At 66.9% G+C, this 17,869-nt stretch carries 18 protein-coding genes; 11 read left to right on the top strand and 7 right to left on the bottom strand.

Annotated features, from left to right (window positions below; translation table 11 throughout):
* Positions 1 to 22: 22 nt before the first annotated feature.
* The 5 genes from FHT98_RS12075 (at position 23) to FHT98_RS12095 (ending at position 3,942) form a co-directional block, all read left to right on the top strand.
* Positions 23 to 748: a Tim44/TimA family putative adaptor protein gene (locus tag FHT98_RS12075; protein ID WP_091862805.1), complete on the top strand. Its 726-nt coding sequence runs from the start codon at positions 23 to 25 to the stop codon at positions 746 to 748.
* Positions 745 to 1,914, top strand: a complete 1,170-nt coding sequence (gene mltA / locus FHT98_RS12080; RefSeq protein ID WP_142114169.1) for a murein transglycosylase A — start codon at positions 745 to 747, stop codon at positions 1,912 to 1,914. Before FHT98_RS12075 ends, mltA begins: the two co-directional genes overlap by 4 nt.
* 1 nt (position 1,915) lies before the next feature.
* Complete coding sequence (locus tag FHT98_RS12085; RefSeq protein WP_061966656.1) at positions 1,916 to 2,479, top strand: Smr/MutS family protein; 564 nt, start codon at positions 1,916 to 1,918, stop codon at positions 2,477 to 2,479.
* Positions 2,476 to 2,850, top strand: coding sequence for a helix-turn-helix domain-containing protein (locus FHT98_RS12090; protein ID WP_142114170.1), 375 nt, complete (start codon positions 2,476 to 2,478; stop codon positions 2,848 to 2,850). The genes FHT98_RS12085 and FHT98_RS12090 overlap by 4 nt, the downstream gene beginning before the upstream one ends.
* 93 nt (positions 2,851 to 2,943) lie before the next feature.
* Positions 2,944 to 3,942 carry an adenosine kinase gene (locus FHT98_RS12095; RefSeq protein ID WP_091862817.1) on the top strand — a complete coding sequence of 333 codons (999 nt, stop codon included), beginning with the start codon at positions 2,944 to 2,946 and terminating at the stop codon, positions 3,940 to 3,942.
* Positions 3,943 to 3,991: 49 nt separating this feature from the next.
* Here FHT98_RS12095 and FHT98_RS12100 read toward each other — a convergent pair whose 3' ends face one another.
* The 5 genes from FHT98_RS12100 to FHT98_RS12120 form a co-directional block, all read right to left on the bottom strand.
* On the bottom strand, positions 3,992 to 4,627 hold the full coding sequence (locus tag FHT98_RS12100; protein ID WP_142114171.1) for a pyridoxamine 5'-phosphate oxidase family protein: 636 nt from the start codon (positions 4,625 to 4,627) through the stop codon (positions 3,992 to 3,994).
* A 51-nt stretch (positions 4,628 to 4,678) separates the two neighbouring features.
* Positions 4,679 to 5,464 carry an alpha/beta fold hydrolase gene (locus FHT98_RS12105; RefSeq protein WP_142114172.1) on the bottom strand — a complete coding sequence of 262 codons (786 nt, stop codon included), beginning with the start codon at positions 5,462 to 5,464 and terminating at the stop codon, positions 4,679 to 4,681.
* 135 nt (positions 5,465 to 5,599) lie between these two features.
* Positions 5,600 to 7,771: a polyribonucleotide nucleotidyltransferase gene (pnp, locus tag FHT98_RS12110; protein ID WP_142114173.1), complete on the bottom strand. Its 2,172-nt coding sequence runs from the start codon at positions 7,769 to 7,771 to the stop codon at positions 5,600 to 5,602.
* Between the two features lie 263 nt (positions 7,772 to 8,034).
* Positions 8,035 to 8,304 carry a 30S ribosomal protein S15 gene (gene rpsO / locus FHT98_RS12115; RefSeq protein ID WP_061966650.1) on the bottom strand — a complete coding sequence of 90 codons (270 nt, stop codon included), beginning with the start codon at positions 8,302 to 8,304 and terminating at the stop codon, positions 8,035 to 8,037.
* 174 nt (positions 8,305 to 8,478) lie between these two features.
* Positions 8,479 to 8,850: a winged helix-turn-helix transcriptional regulator gene (locus FHT98_RS12120; protein ID WP_200959620.1), complete on the bottom strand. Its 372-nt coding sequence runs from the start codon at positions 8,848 to 8,850 to the stop codon at positions 8,479 to 8,481.
* Between the two features lie 124 nt (positions 8,851 to 8,974).
* On the opposite strand from FHT98_RS12120, the gene FHT98_RS12125 reads away from it, so the two are divergent.
* On the top strand, positions 8,975 to 9,586 hold the full coding sequence (locus FHT98_RS12125; RefSeq protein ID WP_142114174.1) for an NAD(P)-dependent oxidoreductase: 612 nt from the start codon (positions 8,975 to 8,977) through the stop codon (positions 9,584 to 9,586).
* Positions 9,587 to 9,657: 71 nt separating this feature from the next.
* Here FHT98_RS12125 and FHT98_RS12130 read toward each other — a convergent pair whose 3' ends face one another.
* Together FHT98_RS12130 and FHT98_RS12135 are read right to left on the bottom strand one after the other, a co-directional pair.
* On the bottom strand, positions 9,658 to 10,008 hold the full coding sequence (locus FHT98_RS12130; protein ID WP_061966648.1) for an Atu4866 domain-containing protein: 351 nt from the start codon (positions 10,006 to 10,008) through the stop codon (positions 9,658 to 9,660).
* Positions 10,009 to 10,307: 299 nt separating this feature from the next.
* The gene (locus tag FHT98_RS12135) at positions 10,308 to 12,401 is read right to left on the bottom strand and encodes a methyl-accepting chemotaxis protein (RefSeq protein ID WP_185745136.1); all 2,094 of its coding nucleotides are present in this window, start codon (positions 12,399 to 12,401) and stop codon (positions 10,308 to 10,310) included.
* Between the two features lie 364 nt (positions 12,402 to 12,765).
* Between FHT98_RS12135 and hslV the strand changes: the two genes are divergently transcribed.
* Genes hslV through trpS form a run of 5 tightly spaced genes read left to right on the top strand, consistent with a single transcriptional unit; the run spans position 12,766 to position 17,839 of the window.
* Entirely contained in the window at positions 12,766 to 13,335 is a 570-nt protein-coding gene (gene hslV, locus FHT98_RS12140; protein ID WP_274532901.1) for an ATP-dependent protease subunit HslV, read from the top strand.
* A complete protein-coding gene (locus FHT98_RS12145; RefSeq protein WP_091857702.1) occupies positions 13,332 to 13,865 on the top strand; it encodes a GNAT family N-acetyltransferase in 534 nt (177 codons plus the stop codon). Before hslV ends, FHT98_RS12145 begins: the two co-directional genes overlap by 4 nt.
* On the top strand, positions 13,862 to 15,172 hold the full coding sequence (gene hslU, locus FHT98_RS12150) for an ATP-dependent protease ATPase subunit HslU (protein ID WP_142114176.1): 1,311 nt from the start codon (positions 13,862 to 13,864) through the stop codon (positions 15,170 to 15,172). The genes FHT98_RS12145 and hslU overlap by 4 nt, the downstream gene beginning before the upstream one ends.
* Positions 15,172 to 16,743 (top strand): murein biosynthesis integral membrane protein MurJ, encoded by a 1,572-nt coding sequence (murJ, locus tag FHT98_RS12155; RefSeq protein ID WP_142114177.1) that lies wholly within the window; start codon positions 15,172 to 15,174, stop codon positions 16,741 to 16,743. The genes hslU and murJ overlap by 1 nt, the downstream gene beginning before the upstream one ends.
* Before the next feature lie 46 nt (positions 16,744 to 16,789).
* The gene (gene trpS / locus FHT98_RS12160; RefSeq protein ID WP_061971137.1) at positions 16,790 to 17,839 is read left to right on the top strand and encodes a tryptophan--tRNA ligase; all 1,050 of its coding nucleotides are present in this window, start codon (positions 16,790 to 16,792) and stop codon (positions 17,837 to 17,839) included.
* The last annotated feature ends 30 nt before the right edge of the window (positions 17,840 to 17,869 follow it).

The following is a 17,869-nucleotide window of genomic DNA, read 5'->3' on the forward strand; positions in this document are numbered from 1 at the left end:
GGGAGCCGCGGGTCAGCTTTCGATGCAAAATTCCTTCGACATGCAGACTCTGGTCTTCCTGGTCCTGGCCGTCTTCGTGGCCTGGAAGCTGCGCTCCGTGCTCGGCCAGAAGACCGGCAACGAGCAGCCCAAGGACCCTTTCGCCCGCCGCGAGACGCCGCCGATGCGGCCCGATCAGGCGCAAGCACCGGACAAGCGCGACAATGTGATCCGCCTGCCGGGCGCCGCCAACGACCCGGTCGCACCGGAGTTGCCGGCGGCCGAGCGCTGGAAGGATCTGGCCGCGCCGGATTCGCCCGTCAGCGCCGGCATCGAGGCGGTGATCCGCCAGGAGCCCGGTTTCGATCCGCATGAATTCGTCGGCGGTGCCAAGGCCGCCTATGAGGCGATCGTCACCGCCTTCGCCCGCGGCGACCGCAAGATGCTGAAGGGTCTCCTCGCCAAGGAGGTCTATGACGGCTTCGAGCAGGCCATCTCCGAGCGCGAGAAGCGCGGCGAGAAGGCGGAATCGAATTTCGTCTCGATCGACAAGGCCGATCTCGCTGCCGTGGACGTCAAGGGCAAGACCGCCCAGGTCACGATCGCCTTTGTCTCGCAACTGATCAGCGTCACCCGCGACGCGCAGGGTGCGGTCGTCGATGGCAGCGCCGAACAGGTCTCGGAGGTCAACGACATCTGGACCTTCTCGCGCCAGCTCGGCAGCCGCGACCCCAACTGGCTGCTCGTGGCCACCGAATCCGCGGCGTGAAGCGTGGCGGCGCCGGTGTCGCACTGGCGTTTTCCGCGATCCTGGCCCTTGCACCCGTGACCGCCATGGCCTCGTCGCCCCCGCTGCCTCCAGGAGCCCGCGCCGAGGCGCTCTTGCCAGCAGATCTCGCTGGCTGGGCGCAGGACGATCACGCCAGGGCCTTCGCCATCTTCGCGGAGGGATGCATGGCCGATCCGCCGTTGCGCCAGGGCGTGCCGCTTCCCGAGCGGCTCACCGCCGTCTGCGACAAGGCGAAGGCGCTGGTTGCCGCCGGGAATGTCGATCGCGAGCAGGCCAGGACTTTCTTCGAGCAGAACTTTTCGTTCTGGCGTATCCGGCCGGAAGGCGGCGAAACCGGCTTTACGACCGGCTATTTCGAGCCGGAATTCGAAGGCTCTCTGACCCGCTCCGACGCCTTCCCGACGCCGCTCTATGACCGGCCGAAGGATCTGGTGACGCGTTTCTCCGAGAATGACTGGCCAGGCCTCGACAAGGCGCTTTCGGCCGCGCGTCGCACGGAAAAGGGCTTCGAGCCCTTCCCGGACCGCACCGCGATCGAGACCGGCGCGCTCGACGGGCAAGGCCTCGAAATCCTCTGGCTGCGCGACCCCGTCGATCGCTTCGTCCTGCAGGTTCAGGGTTCGGGCCGCGTCCGGCTGCCTGATGGATCGGTCACGCGCCTGACCTATTCCGGTCGCAACGGCCATCCCTACACCTCGCTCGGGCGCGTGCTCAGCCAGCGCGAGTCGATCCCGCCCGAGCAGATGACCATGGACCGGCTGATCGCCCGGCTGAAAGCCGATGCCGGCTTTGCCCGCGACCTGATCCGCCTGAACAAATCCTTCGTCTTCTTCGCCCGCCGCGACGATCTTTCCGCCGAAAGCGGGCCGATCGGCGGCGCCGGCCTGCCGCTCACGCCGATGCGCAGCATAGCGGTCGATCGTACGGCCTGGCCCTATGGCGTGCCGGTCTGGATCGACGCCACGATCCCGGATGGGGTCGGCGGCGACGAGCATCTCGCGCGCCTGATGATCGCGCAGGATACCGGCTCTGCTATCCTCGGCCCGGCCCGCATGGATCTCTTCGTCGGCTCGGGGGCAGCGGCGGGCCATCGCGCCGGCCTGATTCGCCATCCCGTCGCCTTCACCGTGCTCTGGCCGCGCTGAGATGCGCGCGCGTCGCGGAAAGACCCTGACGGAGGCCGATATCGCGCTCTGGCGCCAGGTCGCGCGCTCGGTCAAGCCCTTGCCCGGCCGCGCGCCGGTCGAGCCCGAGCCGGTTCCCGAACAGGCAGTCCCCCTAGCGACAGACGCCGCCATGCGCGCCGTTGCGACGGCGTTGCCGGTGAAAGCTGCACCGTCCGCAGCCCCGCCGCTGGCGCCGATCGAGCGGCGTTTGCGCACGCAACTGCGCCGCGGCCAGCAGAGCGTCGACGCCTCCATCGACCTGCACGGCATGCGGCAGGACGAGGCGCATCTGGCGCTCCACGCCTTCCTTCGCCGCGAGCAGCGACGCGGTTGCCGCATCGCCTTGGTTGTGACCGGCAAGGGCGCGCCGGCGCTGGCGTTGTTCGGCGACGAGCGTGGCGTGCTGCGTCGGATGGTGCCGCATTGGCTGCGCCTGCCCGAGCTGCGCACGTTGGTCCTGGGCTTCGAGGAGGCCGAGCAGCGTCATGGCGGCTCTGGCGCGCTCTATGTCCGCCTGCGCCGCCTGCGGGAACACGGGCCGTGACGCCCTTCGGCCAGCGCGTGCGCGAATTGCGGGAAGCGCGTGGCATGACCCTCGCTCAGATGGCAGAGGGTCTCGGTGTCTCGCCGGCCTATCTCTCGGCGCTGGAACACGGCAAGCGCGGCCGCCCGACCTTCACGCTGATCCAGGGCGCGATCCATCTCCTCGGCGTGATCTGGGACGAGGCCGACGAGCTCGTCCGCCTCGCCGACCTCTCGCATCCGCGCGTGACCATCGACACAGCCGGCCTCGATCCCGAAGCGACGCTCTTCGCCAACCGGCTGGCGCGCGAGATCGGCTTGCTGGAGAGCGACGATCTGCGCCGCCTCGCCGGCATGCTCGACGAGGCCGCCGCCCGGCGCGATCCGGCCTGAGCGCCCGGCTTGACCGCACGGCATGCGGATGCGACAGGGCCAGCATCTTCCCAATCGGCCGACGGGCCGCGCCCTCCGGACAGAGCTAGAGCCATGACCCAGACCCGCACGGACGTCCTCGCCCTCGGCAACGCCATCGTCGACGTCCTCGCTTCGGCCGAGGAGGATTTCCTCGCCGCGCAGAAGCTGACCAAGGGCGCGATGATGCTGATCGACGAGCCGCGTGCCGAGTCGCTCTATGCCGCGATGGGCCCGGCCCGGATCATCTCGGGCGGCTCGGCCGCGAACACCATCGCCGGCCTCGCCTCCTTCGGCGGCAAGGGCGCCTTCATCGGCAAGGTCCGCGGCGACGAGCTCGGCAAGCTCTATCGCCATGACCTGACTTCGCTCGGCGTCGCCTTCGGCACGGCCGATGCGACGGAAGGCCCGGCGACCGCGCGTTCCTTCATCATCGTCACGCCCGATGGCGAGCGCACGATGAACACCTATCTCGGCGCCTGCCAGGGCCTCTCCGTCGCCGACGTCGACGCCAGGGCCGTCGAGAACGCCGATATCGTCTATCTCGAGGGCTATCTCTGGGATCCGCCGGCGGCCAAGGAAGCCTTCCGCAAGGCCTCGGAGATCGCCCACAAGGCCGGTGGCCGCGTCGCCATCACCCTGTCAGACTCGTTCTGCGTCGACCGCTATCGCGACGAGTTCGTCGGGCTGATCCGCAACCGCATGGTCGATCTCGTCTTCGCCAACGAGCACGAGCTCAAGAGCCTCTACGAGACCGCGGATTTCGACACCGCGCTGGCAGCGCTGCGTGCCGAGAACATCCTTGCCGTCGTCACCCGCTCGGAGAAGGGCGCGCTGGCGGTGACGCCGGACGGCATCGTCGAGGAGCCGGTCTTCCCGATCGAGCGCGTGGTCGACGCGACCGGCGCCGGCGATCTCTTCGCCGCGGGCTTCCTCTACGGCCTGACCTCGAACCGCGAGACCCGCGATTCGCTTCGTCTCGGCGCGCTGGCGGCGGCCGAGATCATCTCGCATGTCGGCGCCCGGCCGGATATCAGCCTGAAGACGCTGGCCGGGAACGAAGGGCTGCTGTGAGTTCTTCCTTCCCCCATCAAAGTCGGCTGTTGCCGACTTTGACACCTTCTCAATACAGCGTCGCCTTGACCCGGCCCGGCAGCGCCTCGTCATAGGCCCGGCCGTCGAAGGTCTCGACCGCGACGTTGCGCGCGGTAATGTCGCGCAGAATCGTGCCGGGCGAGGGCAGGTTGCGCCGGTCGACCTGCCGCTCCGAGTTCCAAAGCTCTGCCCGCACCACCGCGCGGGAGCACTGAAAGTAGACGGCCTCGACATGGACGACCATGACGCTCGCCGGCAGCTTCCCGGCCATCTCGAACTGCGATAACAACTCAGGGTCGCAGGAAATCTTCGCGCGTCCGTTCACGCGCAGCGTCTCGCCGCAACCGGGGATCAGGAAGAGCATTCCGATTCGATCGTCGGACAGGATATTCTTCAAGGAATCCAGACGGTTATTGCCTTTTCGGTCGGGAATCAGGAGCGTTTTCGCGTCCCGGACCGTAACGAAGCCCGGCAAATCCCCGCGCGGCGAACAATCCAGCCCCTCCGGACCGACCGTCGCGAGCACGAAAAACGGCGAGGCGGCGATCAGTGCTGCGTAGTTCGCGTCGACATGATCGATCTCTTTGAAGAGCGACGCTGGGGCCATCGGGTTGGGATAGGCGTGGGCGAGGTCGTCGAGCGAGGCGATGCGGTGGTCGGACATGCCAGTCTCCATGGGTCGGCATATGTCTAGACTATTGTAAGTGACGCGTCATCACCTCCCGGCACGTTGCGCCAGAGACAAGCCAGCCGCGATGGCGGCAGCGAGACCGGCCGGGTTGTCCCACGGGATGGAATGCCCGGCCCCCGGCACGATAGCGATCTCGACTCCTGCCTCGGGCAGTCCCGCCGCATCATCATAGGGCAGTGACAGCTCGCCGATGATCAGCGTGCGCGGCACGGGCAGTGACACGAGGGTGCTCCGCCATGTCGGGTCGCTGCCCTCGACCAGCGAACGCGCTGTCCGCTGCACCGCATAGGCAGCGCTGCGGGCGAGCGAGGCTGCCCAGATATCGTTGCCCTCGGCTTGGGCTGCGTGCACGATCGCATCCTGGCCACTGGCGCAATACTCCGCTTCCGGGATCGCCGCGATGCCGCGGCTGAACTGGCCCCCGCCCGGATCGAGATTGGGTTCGCCGACGACGAGCCTGCCAAGGCGCGGCCCCAGTATCGCAGCTGCGGCAATGGCGACGGCGCCGCCCATGCTGTGTCCGAAGAGATCGACCCGGGGGAGTTCCAGCGCATCGACCAGCGCGACGATGCAGCGGGCGTGATCCACGATCGTATAGCCGAACGCTTCCGGCCGATCGCTGAAGCCGGAGCCCAGCAGGTCGATCAGCAGCATGCGACGGCCCCGCAAGGCCGGATCGGCTGCGACGGTCGGATAATCGCAGGAGGAGGCGCAGCCAAGCCCATGGATCATGAGCAGGGCCGGGCCGTCGCCGGCGATGTCATGGTAGCGCAACGAAGCGCCAATGGCGGGAACGACGAAGGATTTCATGGGCAGGCACTCCGGCTTTCACGGAAGACTAGCAAGGACGCTGCCCGGACATGGCGGGACATGCCGCGCGAACGAAAAACGCCCCGCATCATCCGATGCGGGGCGTCCTGTTTTACACAAGCTGGCGGGCAGCGATTACTCGGCCGCGCCCTGCTTCTCGCGGGCCTTGTCGGCCTCGCGCTGGGCCTTGAGCTTCTCGGTGAGGTCTTCGCCGGTGGCCTGGTCGACGACCTTCATCGAGAGGCGGATCTTGCCGCGCTCGTCCTGGCCGAGGAACTTGACCTTGACCTTGTCGCCTTCCTTGACGACGTCCGAGACCTTCTGGACGCGATTGGCGGCCAGCTCCGAAATATGAACCAGACCGTCCTTGGCGCCGAAGAAGTTCACGAAGGCGCCGAACTCCATGATCTTGACGACGGTGCCGTCATAGATCACGCCGACTTCGGCTTCCGAGACGATCGACTTGATCCACTTGATCGCGGCTTCGATCGACTTGCCGTCGGCCGAGGCGATCTTGATGGTGCCGTCGTCCTCGATGTTGACCTTGGCGCCGGTCTTCTCGACGATCTCGCGGATGACCTTGCCGCCGGAGCCGATGACTTCACGGATCTTGTCGACCGGGATCTTCATCGTCTCGATGCGCGGCGCGAACTCGCCGAGCTGGCTGCGCGAGGCGGAGAGCGCCTTGTTCATCTCGCCAAGGATGTGATCGCGACCGCCCTTGGCCTGGTCGAGGGCGACCTTCATGATCTCCTCGGTGATGCCGGCGATCTTGATGTCCATCTGCAGCGAGGTGATGCCCGCGGCGGTGCCGGCGACCTTGAAGTCCATGTCGCCGAGATGGTCCTCGTCACCGAGGATGTCGGAGAGCACGGCGAAGCGCTTGCCTTCCAGGATGAGGCCCATCGCGATGCCTGCGACCGGCGACTTCAGCGGCACGCCCGCATCCATCAGTGCCAGCGAGGTGCCGCAGACGGTGGCCATCGAGGAGGAGCCGTTCGACTCGGTGATCTCCGAGACGACGCGGATCGTGTAGGGGAACTCCGCCTTCGCCGGCAGCATCGGACGGATCGCGCGCCAGGCGAGCTTGCCATGGCCGATTTCGCGGCGGCCGGGCGAGCCCATGCGGCCGGTCTCGCCGACGGAGTAGGGAGGGAAGTTGTAGTGCAGCAGGAAGGTTTCCTTGTAGGTGCCTTCCAGCGAGTCGATGAACTGCTCGTCGTCGCCGGTGCCGAGCGTGGTCACGACCAGCGCCTGCGTCTCGCCGCGGGTGAACAGGGCCGAGCCGTGGGTGCGCGGCAGCATGCCGGCCTCTGCGACGATCTTGCGGACCGTCTTGAGGTCACGGCCGTCGATGCGGGTGCCGTCGTCGAGGATGGTCCAGCGCACGACCTTGGCCTGGGCCTCCTTGAACTGGCCGCCGACCTGCTCCTTGGTGAAGGTGGTCTTGCCGTCCGGCTCGGCCGAGATCAGCGAGGCGACCTTGGCCTTGGCGGCGTCCAGCGCCTTGTAGCGCTCGGCCTTGGTGGTGATCTTGTAGGCGGCGCGCAGATCGGCATCGACGAGCTTCAAGACGGCGTCCAGGACGACGGAGTTGTCGGCCGGGGTATAGTCGCGCGGCTCCTTGGCGGCCTTCTCGGCCAGGCGGATGATGGCGTCGATCACCGGCTGGAAATGCTTGTGGCCGAACATCACGGCGCCGAGCATCACGTCCTCGGGAAGCTCCTTGGCCTCCGACTCGACCATCAGGACGGCGTCCTGCGTGCCGGCGACGACGAGATCGAGAACCGAGTCCTTCATCTCCTCGATCGTCGGGTTCAGCTTGTAGGCGCCGTCGATATAGCCGACGCGGGCGCCGCCGATCGGGCCCATGAAGGGCACGCCGGAGAGGGTGAGCGCAGCCGAGGTTGCGACCATCGCGAGGATGTCGGGATCGTTCTCCAGGTCATGCTGGAGCACGGTGACGACGACCTGGGTGTCGTTCTTGTAGCCTTCGACGAAGAGCGGGCGGATCGGGCGGTCGATCAGGCGGGAGACCAGCGTCTCCTTCTCGCTCGGACGGCCCTCGCGCTTGAAGTAGCCGCCGGGGATGCGGCCGGCCGCGAAGGTCTTTTCCTGGTAGTTCACGGTCAGCGGGAAGAAGTCGAAGCCCGGCTTCGGCTCCTTGGCCGAGACGACGGTCGCGAGCAGGACGGTCTCGCCATAGGTGGCGAGCACGGCGCCATCGGCCTGGCGGGCGACCTTGCCGGTCTCGAGGACGAGCTTGCGGCCGCCCCAGATCAGTTCTTCGGTTTGGATGTCGAACATGGATTTATATCTTTCGGTCGGGTTTTGACCCGTCCGGTGCCTTCAGGCCCATGGGCAAGACGGCGGAACACCCGGATCATGCGAGATTGCGCGTCCGGGCGCTCGGCGATCCTGCCATGGACGTCTTGGGCGCCCGGCGGGTCACGCGGGAGGGCCGCCCCATGCGGCCGCCGCGGCAGTCAGGCGGCTCGCCCCATGGCGGCCTCACCTGAGAAGGAGCCGCCCGGAGCAGGTCGCACCGGGCGGAAACCGTCGGCTTTCGATCAGCGGCGGATGCCGAGCTTCTCGATCAGCGTCTTGTAGCGGGCCTCTTCCTTGCCCTTCAGGTAGTCCAGCAGGGACCGGCGCTGCGAGACCAGCTTGAGCAGGCCGCGGCGCGAGTGGTTGTCCTTGTTGTGGGACTTGAAGTGGCCGGTGAGGTTGGTGATGCGCTCCGTGAGGATCGCGATCTGCACTTCCGGCGAGCCGGTATCGTTCGGCTTGGTGGCGTGTTCCTTGATGAGCGCGGTCTTGCGCTCGGCCGTGATCGACATCGTGATATCCTCGTGTTCGGGTTGATCTGGCGGGCCAGGCCGGGATGTCGTCCAGCAAGGTCCGAAGTCCGCGAGCCGCCTCATCGCGGAGGGGTCGCGCCGCCGGCTGGTTAAGCCGGTTGCCCGGGCATATACACGAAATCGGTGGAAACGCCAGCGTTCCCGAGTCCGGGCTTAAGCCGAGGCGCCGCCGCGATCATAGCGCTGCTGCGCCGCCTCGACCTCGCCGATATGGGCCTCGGCCCAGAGGGTGAGCTGGTTGACCGTCTGCGCCAGCGTCCGCCCGAGTTCGGTCAGCGAGTACTCGACGGTCACAGGAACCGTCGCGAACACCTCGCGCCGCACCAGTCCGTCGCGCTCTAGGCTCTTCAGCGTCTGCGACAGCATCTTCTGCGAGATGTTCTCGATCCGGCGCCTGAGTTCGTTGAAACGCAAGGTGCCGTCGTCGAGCGCGATCAGGATCAGCACGGCCCAGGTATCGCCGATGCGGTCGAGCACGCGCCGGGTCGGGCAGAGCGCCTGGAAAGGGTCGGGGCGTTTCAGCATGGCGGTTTCCCGGAGGTGACCATGTCGCGTGAAAGTGCCTTCTTTACGGGGCGGCGCGGCAGGGTCAGATAGGTTCTATTGGAGTGCAGGTATCCATTGGATACCACAACTAGGAGCCCCTGTCATGAAAGTCGTATTGATCGGCGCCAGCGGATTCATCGGTTCGCGCCTGCTGGCCGAACTCTCCGCCCGCGGCCATGCCGTCACCGCCATCGTTCGCAATCCCGAAAAGATCGCCGCTCTGGCGGGCGTCACCGCCATCAAGGGCGACGTCTTCGACAAGGACGGGCTGGCCAAGCTCCTCGCCGGCCACGATGCGGTCATCAGCGCCGTGCATTTCTCCGCCAGCGACCCGCAGCTCCTGCTCGCGGCGGTGAAGCAATCCGGCGTGAAGCGCTATCTCGTGGTCGGCGGCGCCGGCAGCCTCGAGGTCGCGCCGGGCGTGAAGCTCTTCGACACCCGGGAATTTCCCGCCATCTATCTCGACGAAGCCCGGAAGGGCGGCGTCTTCCTCGATCTGCTGAAGCAGGACCAGGACCTCGACTGGACCTTCCTCTCCCCTTCGGCCCTGATCCAGCCGGGCGAGCGCACCGGACAATTCCGCCTCGGGACCGATCAGCTCCTGGTCGACGACAAGGGCAACAGTTCGATCTCGGCGGAGGACTATGCGATCGCCCTGGTCGATGAGCTGGAAAAGCCGGCTCACAGCCGCCGTCGCTTCACGGTCGGCTACTGATTTCCCGCGTCTATAAGAAAAGGCCGCGCCTCCCTTGGGAAGCGCGGCCCTTCTTTGTCGAGCGCTCGCGATTACGCCTTGCGGAAGCGCTTCTCGCCGATGCTGAGCGTACCGCGCTTCAGCTTCCCGAGCGCGACCCAGCCGGTCTCGCCCTCGAAATAGAGCTTCGAGCGATCGACCGCATAGCGGCCGACATGCTTGGCGCCGGCGGCGGGCTTGGCCTTGTGGAACTGGCCATCGGGCCGGAGGTCGATCAGGATCGACCCGTCCTCGGTCTTCCACTGGCCGATGGCGGCCTGTTCGAAGGGACCGAGGGCGTCTGCAGTGTCGAAATCGATCTCGAGCGGGCGGACGGAACGGCTAACCGGCGCGAGGCCGGAAGCGAACTGGCCGAGAGCCTGAAGAACCTGGCTGATCTGCATGGTTTTCGTCTCCCTGTTGTGGTGACGGCTGAAACCGCTTGTCGCAGACATCCCCGTCGGGACCTGTCAGCAAGCGGTGCGGTATCGATCGACTCCAGCGAGTCGGCCGAGGAACGTCACGGATTGAATGTGCGAGGGCGGCGTCGTGATGGAGCAAAGCTCCGGCGCCTGTCACGGAGATAGGCCGATCAAGCGCCTCGACAAGAGGCGGCGAGCAAAAATTTCTCCTCGAAACGCCAACGGCGCCCATTCGGGCGCCGCGCGTGTCGTGTTCGAAGATGTTCGAAGGCTTGGTGGCCTCAGAACTCCTCCCATCCGGAATCGTTGGCCCGGCCGCCATTGGCGACCTTGCGCGGGGCGGGGGCACGGGACTGGACGAAGGCGGCCTCGGCGAGCTGCCGCAGCCGCTCCGGCTCGCCGGAGGCGGCGGGGGCCGGCCTGGCGGCTCGCATCGGCGCCTTCGCGCGGGCCGGCGTGGCCGGTTGCGCATAAGCCGTCTGGCTGGCGGGCTCGCGCCCGGTCTTGAAGGTCGCGACCAGTCCGTTGAGCTGCTCGATCCGGCCGGAGAGCGCGTTGGCCGAGGCCGCGCTCTGTTCGGAGAGAGCCGCGTTCTGCTGGGTCATCTCGTCGAGATGCGCCACCGCCTGGCTCATCTCGTCGATGCCGTTGGCCTGCTCGCCCGAGGCGGCCGAGATGTCGGCGATCGTCGCCGCGACCTTCTGCGAGGCCGCCAGGATGCGGTTGAGCTGGTCGCCGGCCTGCCGCACCAGCTTGACGCCCTCGCCGACCTCGACATTGGACGAGGAGATCAGGCCGGAGATGTCCTTGGCCGCCTCGCTCGAACGCTGCGCCAGCGTGCGCACCTCCGAGGCGACGACGGCGAAGCCCTTGCCGGCATCGCCGGCGCGAGCCGCCTCGACCGCGGCGTTGAGCGCCAGCAGGTTGGTCTGGAAGGCGATGTCGTCGATCACCCGGATGATGTCGGAGATCTTCTGCGAGGCGCTCTCGATGCGGGCCATGGCATCGACCGCCTGGCCGGCGATGGCGCCGCCGTTCTCGGCCGCCTGCATCGCCTCGTCGGCGATCCGGGCGGCATCCTTCGAGGCCTGGGCCGAGGCCTTGACCGAGGCTGCGAGCTCCTCGGTCGTGGCGGCGGTCTCCTCGAGCGAGGAGGCCTGCTCCTCGGTGCGCTTCGACAGGTCGTCCGCGCCCATGTTGATCTCGCGCGCGGCCAGCCCGACATCGGCCGAGGTCGTCTGGATCGTCGCGACCGTGTCGGAGAGGCGATCCACCGTCTCGTTGATCGCGCCCTTCAGCTCGGCGAAGCGGCCGCGATAGGCCGTCTCGACCCGGTTGGTCAGGTCCCCGCCCGCGATCGCAGACAGCGCCCCGGCGAACTCCGTCGTCGCCCCGTCAACAACCGCGTTGATCTCGTTGATGCCGGCCACCAGCCGCTGCATCTGTTCGTCGGCATCCTCGATCTGCAGGCGCGCCGAGAAATCGCCGGCCGCGGCCGCGGCGACGACCTCGCCGACATCCGAGACCACCGCTTCCATCGATTGCGCCCTGGCGAGGCGCGTGGCTGCCGCGGCCCGTTCCTGCTCCTGCAGCAGGGCGACCTGCTCGGTGCTCTGGCGCAGCACGGAAACGGCGCGCGCCATCGTGCCGATCTCGTCTTCGCGCTGGGCATGAGGCACGTCGATGCGGGTATCGCCGGCGGTCAGCTTCTCCATGACCCGGCTGAGATCCAGGATCGGGCGGGTGATCGAGCGCTGAGCAAAGATGAGCGCGACACCGACCGAAACCAGCAGCGTCATCAGCAGCACGACCGGCATCAACCACTGGACCTGCCGGGTGAAGGCAGTCGCCTCGTCGCTGACCGCGATGCTGGCCTTCTCGACGCGCTGGCTGAAATTGATCAGCAGGTCGTTCAGGGCCTTCCGGTTGGTGCGGTTGGCTTCGTTGTTGCCCTGCTCGTTGGCCGCCGCAGGCGAAACCTCGCGGCCCAGCCGGGCGGTCTCGGCCCGGAAGGTGATGAACTCTTCGACCGCCTTGGCAATCTGGTCGACGACAGCGCGTTCTTCCGGCGGCGCGACTTTCTGCAGATCGGCGGAGAACTTGCGCAGCGTCGGGAAGCGATCTTCGATGCCCTTGGCGAAAGGCTCGGCCTCCTTGCTCGTCTTTGCCATGTAGACGCCGCGTGAATCCATCACCACGGCCGTGACCACGCCGTTGATGCGTTGGGTCAGCAAAGCGACATTGCCCTGGATTTCGGAGCGGGTGTTGAGGTCGTCGGCCTTGTACAGCCCGTACAGGCTGATGATCGCTGAGAGGATGGCCCCGCCGGCGACGATGGCCAGCATGGCAAGGATTTTCAGGCGGATAGATTTCATGAATGGCGCCCCGAGGCGGCTTCCCGACAATGGAAGCCGCTCTGAATTCTGACCTTTGGGCGTTAATGATAAAAAACTGCTTAAAAGCTTAAGGGGGTGAAAATTCTCTGTTTTTCTGCCGATGCTTAAACGCAGCGAAAGGACTCGCCCGTAGCAGGATCGAACTGATCCTTGGCAGGGCTTTCCAGCCATGTCGAAAGCGCTGGCTTGTCTTTGAGAGAGTGCTTTGACTCAAGGGAAGGGTCCGCCTTCCGCCAAACGGCCTATCGGGGTGGTCTAGCGGCCTGCCTCTTGATAGAGCCGCCCCGCCTGAACATGTTTGGCGTGACCCGCCGCCCCGTCTCGATCCCCGGTTAGCCATCTCATGTCCGAAAACAGCAATGTCCCCGTCATGCACGCCACCACCATCCTGATGGTGCGCAAGGGCGGGCGCGTCGTCATCGGCGGCGATGGCCAGGTCTCGCTCGGCCAGACCATCATGAAGGGCAATGCCCGCAAGGTGCGCCGCCTCGCCAAGGGCGAGGTGATCGCCGGTTTCGCCGGCGCCACCGCCGACGCCTTCACCCTGTTCGAGCGCCTGGAGAAGAAGCTCGAGCAATATCCCACCCAGTTGCTGCGCGCCTGCGTCGAACTCGCCAAGGACTGGCGCACCGACCGCTATCTGCGCCGTCTGGAGGCGATGCTTCTGGTTGCGGACAAGGAGGTTTCGCTGCTGATCTCGGGCACCGGCGACGTGCTCGAACCCGAGGCGAGCGAGCACGGCGCGGTGATGGCGATCGGTTCGGGCGGCAATTACGCCCTCTCGGCGGCCCGCGCCCTGATCGATGTCGAGCCCGATGCCGAGGCGATCGTGCGCAAGGCGATGAAGATCGCCGGCGACATCTGCGTCTACACCAACCATTCGCTCGTCATCGAGACGCTGGAGGCGGCGTGACGCAGGACGAGATCGGCTTCAGACCCGTCGAGCGGGACGATTATGCGTTGCTGGCCGATTGGCTGAGGCGCCCCCATTGGCAGGAATGGTGGGGCGAGCCGGAGACCGAACTCGGCTATATCCGCGACATGGTCGAAGGGCGCGACCTGACCTGCAGGCCGTTTCTGTTCGTCGTGGCGGGTCGCCCTGCAGGTTACATCCAGTTCTGGCACGTCGCGCCGCATCAGCGTCCCGAATGGGCGGACGACAATCCCTGGCTGATGCAGGTGCCGGCCACGGCGGTCGGCGTGGATTTGTCGTTGGCTGACGGCGACCGGCTTGGTCAGGGCATCGGCTCGGCCGTGCTGCGCCGCTTCTGCGAGCTTTTGTCCTCTCAGGGCTATCGTACCATCGTCATCGATCCCGATCCCGGCAACGGGCGCGCGGTCGCAGCCTACCGGAAGGCCGGCTTCCGGCCGATGCCGGAGGTCACTTGCAGCGCCGATACCACTCTCATCATGCAGTTTCATTCGGACAAGCCAGCATCATGACGTCATTTTCCCCTCGTGAGATCGTCTCGGAGCTCGACCGTTTCATCGTCGGCCAGAGGGACGCCAAGCGCGCCGTCGCCATCGCCCTGCGCAACCGCTGGCGCCGCCAGCAGCTCGAAGGGCCGCTGCGCGAGGAGGTCTCGCCGAAGAACATCCTGATGATCGGGCCGACCGGCTGCGGCAAAACCGAGATCGCCCGACGCCTCGCCAAGCTCGCCAACGCGCCCTTCCTCAAGGTCGAGGCGACCAAGTTCACCGAGGTCGGCTATGTCGGCCGCGACGTCGAATCGATCGTGCGCGACCTGCTGGAGGTGGCGATCGCGCTGGTGCGCGACAGCCGGCGCAAGGATGTCCAGGCCAAGGCCCATGTCGCGGCCGAGGAGCGCGTGCTCGATGCGCTGGTGGGCGCCAATGCCAGCCAGGCGACGCGCGATTCCTTCCGCCGCAAGCTGCGCGCCAACGAGCTCGACGACAAGGAGATCGAGGTCGAGGTCGCGGCCGGCGCCGGAGCTTCCGCGCCGATGTTCGAGGTCCCCGGCATGCCTGGCGCCTCGATCGGCGCGATCAACCTCTCCGACATGCTCGGCAAGGCTTTTGGCCAGAAGGGCAAGCCCAAGCGCGTCCTGGTCAAGGACGCCTACCAGCCGCTGCTCGCCGAGGAGAGCGACAAGCTGATCGACCAGGATGCGATCATCCAGGCGGCGATCCGTGAGGTCGAGGAGAACGGCATCGTCTTCCTCGACGAGATCGACAAGATCTGCGCCCGCGAGGGCAAGGGCGGCGCAGACGTCTCCCGCGAGGGCGTGCAGCGCGACCTGCTGCCGCTGATCGAGGGCACCACCGTCGCGACCAAGCACGGTGCGGTGAAGAGCGACCACATCCTTTTCATCGCATCCGGCGCCTTCCACGTCTCGCGCCCCTCTGACCTGCTGCCGGAACTGCAGGGTCGCCTGCCGATCCGCGTCGAGCTCAATCCGCTCGACATCGAGGATTTCAAGCGCATCCTGACCGACACGGAAGCTAGCCTGATCAAGCAATCCGTCGCGCTGATGGCGACCGAGGAGGTCTCCGTCACCTTCACGCCCGACGCGATCGACGCCATCGCCCGCATCGCCGTCGAGGTGAATTCCACGGTCGAGAACATTGGCGCCCGCCGGCTCCAGACTGTGATCGAGCGCATTCTGGACGAGATATCCTTCACGGCGCCGGACCGCTCCGGCGAGGCGGTGACGATCGATGCGGCCTATGTCGAGGCGCGCATCGGCGACCTCGCCAAGAATGCCGACCTGAGCCGGTTCATTCTCTGATGGAGAAACCGGCGGCATCAGCGCCGGAATCCTCCCGTCTCGCGCGCGATTCTACTGTGGTCGGTGCGGCCACGGTCGCATCGCGGTTGCTCGGCTTCGCGCGTGACGTGCTGATCGCGCGCCTGCTCGGTGGCGGACCGGTCGCGGACGCCTTCCTGGCGGCTTTGCGCCTGCCCAATCTCGTCCGGCGTGTGCTGGGCGAGGGCGGGCTCAATGCGCCCTTCGTGCCGCTCTACCTTGCGATCAAGGGCGAGCGCGGCGAGGCGGCGGCGCGCGGCTTCGCCGGCGAGGCCGCTGCGCAGATCGGGTTCTTGTTGCTGGTGCTCGTCGGGTTGGGTGAGCTTTTCGCGCCCTGGCTCGTGCTGGGCCTGGCCGGTGGCTTCGCCGAGGCGCCCGAAACCCTGGCTTTGGCGGCGTCCTACACCCGGCTGATGCTGCCCTTCCTGTTCCTGACGACGCTGGCCGCCATGCTGGCAGCACTGCTCAATGCCGAGAAGCGCTTCACCGTCGCGGCCCTGGCGCCGGCGCTGATGAACGCGATCCTGCTCGTCGTCCTGTTGCTGCTGCACGCCAGCGAGACGCAGCCGGAAGCGGGGGCGCGATGGCTCGCGCTCTGCACCAGCCTGACCGGTCTCGCCCATCTCGTCATGATCCTCGTGGCGCTACGTGGCCCCGGCCTGCCGCGCCCGAGCCTGCGCTGGTCGCCGGACATGACGCGGCTCGTTCGCACCGGCGGCGCGACCTTGCTCGCGGCTTCCGCCGCCCAGCTTGTCCTGCTGGTCGCGACGCAGATCGCCTCGACCGGGCCGGGCGCCGTCGCCGCGCTCTACTATGCCGACCGCGTCTTCCAGCTGCCGCTCGGCTTCGTCGGGGTCGCGATGGGCACCGTCGTGCTCTCCGACATGGCGCTGGCAGCGAATCGCGAGGGTCCCGACGCCATGCTCGGGCAGGCTCTGGCGCTGGGCCTCGCGCTGGCCCTGCCCGCCGCGACGGCGCTCGTCGCCTTGGCCGAGCCGATCGTCTCGACGCTGTTCGAGTATGGCCGCTTCGATGCCGGCGATCGCGCCCGGACGGCGGCGGCGCTGGCCATGTTCGGCTACGGCCTGCCCTTCGCCATCGCCGCCAAGGTCTTCGGCCAGGTCTATTTCGCGCGCCGGGCGCCGCGCCTGCCGCTGATCTCCGGCGGCGTCGCAGTGCTCGTCGCCGCCTTCGTCGGGTTCAGCCTGGCAGATCAGGGCAATGCGGCGGAAATGGCTGCGCTCGCGGCGACATGCGCCTTCGTGGCGCAGGCCTGCCTGCTCGGCGGAGCGTTGTTGCGGGACGGAATCTGGCGCCCGAGCATCGGCAGCTTGCGGCCGATCGCCGCCAGCCTCGGTGCCAGCGCTATCATGCTGGCCGTTCTGGAGCTGTTGCTCAGGCTGCTGGCGACGTTCCTGGCCTTCGATCAGCTGGCCCTGCAGCGGGTCGGGGGGCTTGGCCTGCTCTGCCTCGGGGGGGTGGCGTCCTATGGCGCGGCGGGCCTGATGCTCGGGGCTTTCGGTGCTCTCCCCTTGCGCAAGCGGCGGGGTTGAGCCAGAAGCGCCGCTTCCCTTCTCCATCGTGACGACGGAGTGCCCCATGTCGGGTTTTCATCAGCGCGTATTCTCAGGCATGCAGCCGACTTCGACGCTGCATCTCGGCAATTATCTGGGCGCGCTGACCAATTGGGTCGCGATGCAGAAGACGCATGATTGCGTGTTTTGCGTCGTCGACATGCATGCGATCACGATGTGGCAGGACCCGGCCGACCTGAAGCGCGCCATCCGCGAAGTCACGGCCGCCTATATCGCGGCCGGCATCGATCCCAAGCGCAGCATCATCTTCAACCAGAGCCAGGTGCCTGGCCATGCCGAGCTTGCCTGGATCTGCAATTGCATCGCCCGGCTCGGCTGGATGAACCGCATGACCCAGTTCAAGGAGAAGGCCGGCAAGGATCGCGAGAACGCTTCTCTCGGCCTCTACGCCTATCCGAGCCTGATGGCGGCTGACATCCTGCTCTACAAGGCGACGCATGTCCCGGTCGGTGAGGACCAGAAGCAGCATCTCGAGCTGACCCGCGACATCGCCCAGAAATTCAACAATGATTTCGGGCCGCAGATCGCGGAGCGTGGTCTTGGCACTGGCGAGCTCGGCTTTTTCCCGCTGCCCGAGCCGATGATCATGGGCCCCGCCCAGCGCGTGATGAGCCTGCGCGACGGCACCAAGAAGATGTCGAAATCGGACGCTTCCGATTATTCGCGCATCAACCTGACCGACGATGCCGAGGCGATCGCCCAGAAGATCCGCAAGGCCAAGACCGATCCGGAGGCGCTTCCCTCCGAGGAGAAGGGGATGGAAGGCCGGCCGGAGGCGGAAAACCTCGTCGGCATCTATGCCGGGCTCTCCGGCACGTCGAAGCAGGCGGTTCTTACGCAGTTCGGCGGCGGTCAGTTCTCCGGCTTCAAGGCGGCGCTGGTCGATCTCGCGGTCGAGAAGCTCGCGCCCATCGCCGGCGAGATGCGCCGCCTGCTGGCGGAGCCGAAGCATATCGACGACATCCTCGGCGCGGGCGCCGATCGGGCCGATGCGATCGCCGCGCCGATCATGCGCGAAGTCAAGGACATCGTCGGCTTCGTGCGCAGCCGGTAACGTAGGGTGCACTTGCGCCGGGGGGCCGGC

This window comes from Allobosea sp. AK1, assembly GCF_006714945.1.
Lineage (GTDB): Bacteria > Pseudomonadota > Alphaproteobacteria > Rhizobiales > Beijerinckiaceae > Allobosea > Allobosea robiniae.